Origin of the sequence: Streptomyces sp. MK37H (assembly GCF_018035285.1) — a bacterium.
Classification (GTDB): domain Bacteria; phylum Actinomycetota; class Actinomycetes; order Streptomycetales; family Streptomycetaceae; genus Streptomyces; species Streptomyces endocoffeicus.
On the sequence record NZ_JAAAYH010000594.1, the window covers coordinates 1 to 4,273 of the forward strand.

3 protein-coding genes are annotated in these 4,273 nt (G+C 70.4%); 2 read left to right on the plus strand and 1 reads right to left on the minus strand.

Translation table 11 applies throughout. The features are described from left to right. Nucleotides 1–132: 132 nt before the first annotated feature. Nucleotides 133–2,475, minus strand: a complete 2,343-nt coding sequence (locus GWI24_RS41230) for a transglycosylase domain-containing protein (RefSeq protein WP_210951150.1) — start codon at nucleotides 2,473–2,475, stop codon at nucleotides 133–135. Nucleotides 2,476–2,766: 291 nt separating this feature from the next. Between GWI24_RS41230 and GWI24_RS41235 the strand changes: the two genes are divergently transcribed. Next, nucleotides 2,767–3,567 carry an ABC-2 family transporter protein gene (locus tag GWI24_RS41235; protein ID WP_210951151.1) on the plus strand — a complete coding sequence of 267 codons (801 nt, stop codon included), beginning with the start codon at nucleotides 2,767–2,769 and terminating at the stop codon, nucleotides 3,565–3,567. Nucleotides 3,568–3,574: 7 nt separating this feature from the next. Then, nucleotides 3,575–4,273, plus strand: a 699-nt coding sequence (locus tag GWI24_RS41240) for an ABC transporter permease (protein ID WP_210951152.1), incomplete at its 3' end; no start/stop codon positions are given.

A 4,273-nucleotide genomic window follows, 5' to 3' on the forward strand; every position in this document is an offset into this window, starting at 1 on the left:
GCCCGCCGCAGGCGTCAAGACCCACCGGGCACCCGGTAAGCGCTCCGCTGGAAGTGCCCCGACCTGCCGTCGATCGTCTGCGGCGCCGTCGTGGCTGGTCGCGCAGTTCCCCGCGCCCCTTCAGTGCGCCCCTCAGCCGCCCACCGGGCCTCCTGGGTCGCCCGGATCGCCCGGTCCACCCGGGTCGCCGGGACCGCCCGGGCCGGGCTCGGTCGTCGGTCCGCCGGTGGGGAAGTCCGTCGGCGGGGTGGGGGTCGTCGGCTCGTCCGTCGGCAGGGTCGGCGGGGTATAGGTCGGCGCCGTGGGGACCGAGGTGTCCGGCGGCGCGCCGGTCGGGGGAGTGGTCACCACCGGCGGCGGGGAGCCCGGAGGCTGCTGGGTCTGGGAGCCGTCGGGGGCGTTCGCGCCGTCCTCCAGCCGCAGATCGAACTCGGCCGGTTCCTTGCCGTCCAGCGCCCCCGATGTGTACTGCGCCCAGATCTCGGCGGGGTAGCCGCCGCCGTTGATCCGCTCCAGCCCCGTCGCCCCGTACAGCGACTTCTGCACGCCCGTATTGGAGTCCTGGCCCATCACCGCGACCACGGTCGCCAGATCCGGGGTGTAGCCCGCGAACCAGGCGGCCTTGTCCTCCTCCGCGGTGCCGGTCTTGCCCGCGGCCGGGCGCTCGGCGGCCTGGGCGGCGGTGCCGGTGCCGCCGTCGACCACGCTCTGCAGTATCGAGGTGGTGGTGTCGGCGGCGCCGCGCGGAATGGCCTGGCGGCTCTCCCGCGCCGGGAGCTTGATCCGCGCGCCGTCCTTGGTGACCTCCTCGACCAGGCTGTACCGGCCGTGCTCACCGTGGTTGGCGAGGGTCGCGTACGCCTCGGTCATGTCCAGCACGCTCGCGGTGGCCGGGCCGAGCGCGATCGAGGGGGAGGCGTGCAGATCGGGGGTGCTCTTGGGGATGCCCAGGTCGATGGCGGTCTGCTTGACCTTGGCGGGGCCGACGTCCTCGGCCATCTGCGCGTACACCGAGTTCACCGAGTTGTCGGTGGCCGTGGTGACGTCGATGTCGCCGTAGTCCACGTCGTCCTCGTTGGCGGGGGCGTAGCCGGTGGGCCCGTCGGAGCCGATGACCTCGCGCTTGTTGTCGCCGTTGTAGAGGGTGTCCGGGGTGATCGTCTGGCCGTCCTGGGTGGTGGCCCCGTAGCGCACCGCCGAGGTGAAGACGAATGGCTTGAAGGTGGACCCCACCTGGTAGTCACGGCGGGTCGCGTTGTTGACGAACTGCTTGGTGTAGTCGATCCCGCCGTAGAGGGCGACCACCTTCCCGGTCTTCGGATCGATCGAGGCGCCGCCCGCGCGGACATAAGCGTCGACCTTGCGGTCCTTGCTGAGCTTGCTCATCAGCCGGTCGCGGACGGCCTCCGCGAAGGCGTCCTGCTTGTCCTTGTCGATCGTGGTGGTGATGCGGTAGCCGCCGCGGGCCAGGGTCTGCTCGTCGATGATCCCGTTGCTGGTGAGGTAGTCCTCGACGGCCTCGATGAGATAGCCGCGCTGGCCGGACATGCCGGAGGGGGCCTTGGCCTCGGAGGGCCCGGGGAAGGTCATCTTCTGCCGCTCGGCCCTGGTCAGCCAGTGCTTCTTCACCATGCCGTCCAGGACGTAGTTCCAGCGGGCCGTGGCCCGGCCCTTGTTCTGCGGATGGGCGACGATGTCGAAGGAGCTGGGGGCGTTCAGCAGGGTGGCGAGATACGCGCCCTGGGCGGTGTTGAGCTCGCCGATGTCCTTGCCGTAATACGCCTGGGCGGCGGCCTGGATGCCGTAGGCGTTGCGCCCGAAGTAGCTGGTGTTGAGGTAGCCCTCCAGGATCTTGTCCTTGCTCACCTCGCGGTCCAGCTTGATCGCGATGAAGAACTCCTTGACCTTGCGGGAGACCGTCTGCTCCTGGTCCAGGTAGTAGTTCTTCACATACTGCTGGGTGATGGTGGAGCCGGACTGCTTGCCCTTGCCGGTGGCGGTGTTCCAGGCGGCCCGGATCATCGCCTGGGGGTCGATGGCCGACTCCGCGTAGAAGTCCCGGTCCTCGGCCGCCAGCACCGCGTGCTGGATCCGCTTGGGCACCTGGCTCAGCTGGACGTTCTCCCGGTTGACCGTGCCCTCGCGGGCCAGCTGGGAGCCGTCGGAGTAGAGGAAGACATTGCTCTGGGCGATGGCGGCCTTGTTGGCCGGGGGGATCTCGACGAGCAGATAGCCGGTGACGAGCCCGCCCGCGATCAGCAGGACGATCAGCAGGAAGCCCCCGAGGACCATGCGCCAGGTGGGCAGCAGACGGCGCCATCCGGTGCGTTGGGGACGCCCTTTTCTGCCCTTGGCCGGTTTGCCCGTCGGCAGGCCGTCCGCGCGGTGCGGCGTGTCGTGGTTGCCATCGTCGGTGCCGGGCCGGTCACCCGTTCCGGTCGCGGCACCATCGATCAACTGGGGCTCGTCGCTCATGTCTCCTGAGACTCCTCGGCCGCCGTCGAGGGTTGCGCGGCGGCGGGATCGTGCACGGTCGGGCGATTCGCGTCGTACGCCCGATAAAACACTGTCGCATCATCCGTTCCGGGCCGAGGACGAGGCGCGCACCTGTGACTGGTCTGTGACCGGTCGAATGGATGATTCCGCTCACACCATCCGGTGAATAATGCCTGGCCGTCTCTCCCGTCACCCCACTAGGCTCCGGATTTTGGCGCCGTTCGGGGCGGTGCGGTCGGGCGGTGCGGTCGGGGAGGGAGGCAGGGGCGGATGCGGCTGTACGCGGCCGTCGCGGTCAGCGGCTTCAAACGCTACGCGACGTATCGGGTCGCCACGGTGGCCGGGGTCTTCACCAACACGGTTTTCGGCTTCATCCTCGCCTACACCTACACCGCGCTGTGGGACGAGCGGCCGCACCTCGGCGGCTACGACCTCGCCCAGGCGCTGACCTTCGTCTGGCTCGGCCAGGCGCTGCTGGCGGCCGTGGCGCTGATGGGCGGCGGCTTCCAGGAGGAGCTCCAGGAGCGCATCCGCTCCGGGGACATCGCCGTGGACCTCTACCGCCCGGTCGACCTCCAGGCGTGGTGGCTGGCCACCGAGCTCGGCCGGGCGCTGTTCCAGCTGCTGGGGCGCGGTGTGGTGCCGATGGCCGTCGGGGCGCTGGCGTTCGAACTCCGGCTGCCCGCCTCGCCCTTGACCTGGCTGTGGTTCCTGCTCGCCGTGGCGCTCGCGGTGTGCGTCGGCTTCGCGGTGCGCTATCTGGTGTCGCTCGCCTCCTTCTGGCTGCTCGACGGGACGGGGCTGTCCATGCTGAGCGGGCTGCTGTGCCTGTTCTTCTCCGGGATGATCCTGCCGCTCAACGTCTTTCCCGGGCAGCTTGGCGAGATCGCCCGCGCGCTGCCCTGGGCGGCGATGCTCCAGGTGCCGGCGGACGTCTTCCTGGAGGAGCGCCGGGGCTCGGGGCTGCTGGCGGCCTTCGCCTTCCAGACGGGGTGGGCGGTGGCGCTGCTGGCGGCCGGGCGGGCGCTGCAGTCGGTGGCGACCCGGAAGGTGGTGGTCCAGGGTGGCTGAGTCCGCCATGTCCACAGGGCTCCGGGCCTACGGCCTGATCGTCGGGATGTGGGTGCGCTCCACGATGGCGTACCGCACCTCGTTCCTGATCATGACGCTGGGGAACTTCCTCGCGACCGGGCTGGACTTCGTCGCGATCGCGCTGATGTTCACCCACATCGGGGAGCTGGGCGGCTTCACCCTGGACGAGGTCGCCTTCCTCTACGGCACCACCAGCGTCGCCTTCGGCCTCGCCGATCTCGCGCTGGGCACCATGGGCCGGCTGGGCCAGCGGGTGCGCGACGGCACGATGGACACCCTGCTGGTGCGGCCGGTGCCGATACTCGCCCAGGTGGCCGCCGACCGCTTCGCGCTGCGCCGGCTGGGCCGGATCACCCAGGGGGCGGTGGTGCTCGGCTGGTCGCTGGCCCGGCTGGACATCGACTGGACGGTGGACCGGGCGCTGCTGATGCCGGTGATGCTGCTGAGCGGGGGCGCCATCTTCGGGGCGCTGTTCGTGCTCGGCGGCGCCTTCCAGTTCTGGGCCAAGGACGCCTCCGAGGTGCAGAGCGCCTTCACCTTCGGGGGGACCACGCTGCTGGAGTACCCGCCGACGGTCTTCGGCAAGGAGCTGCTGCGGGGCGTCACCTTCGTCATCCCGCTGGCCTTCGTCAACTGGCTCCCGGCGCTGCACATCCTGGGCCGCCCCGATCCGCTGGGGCTCCCG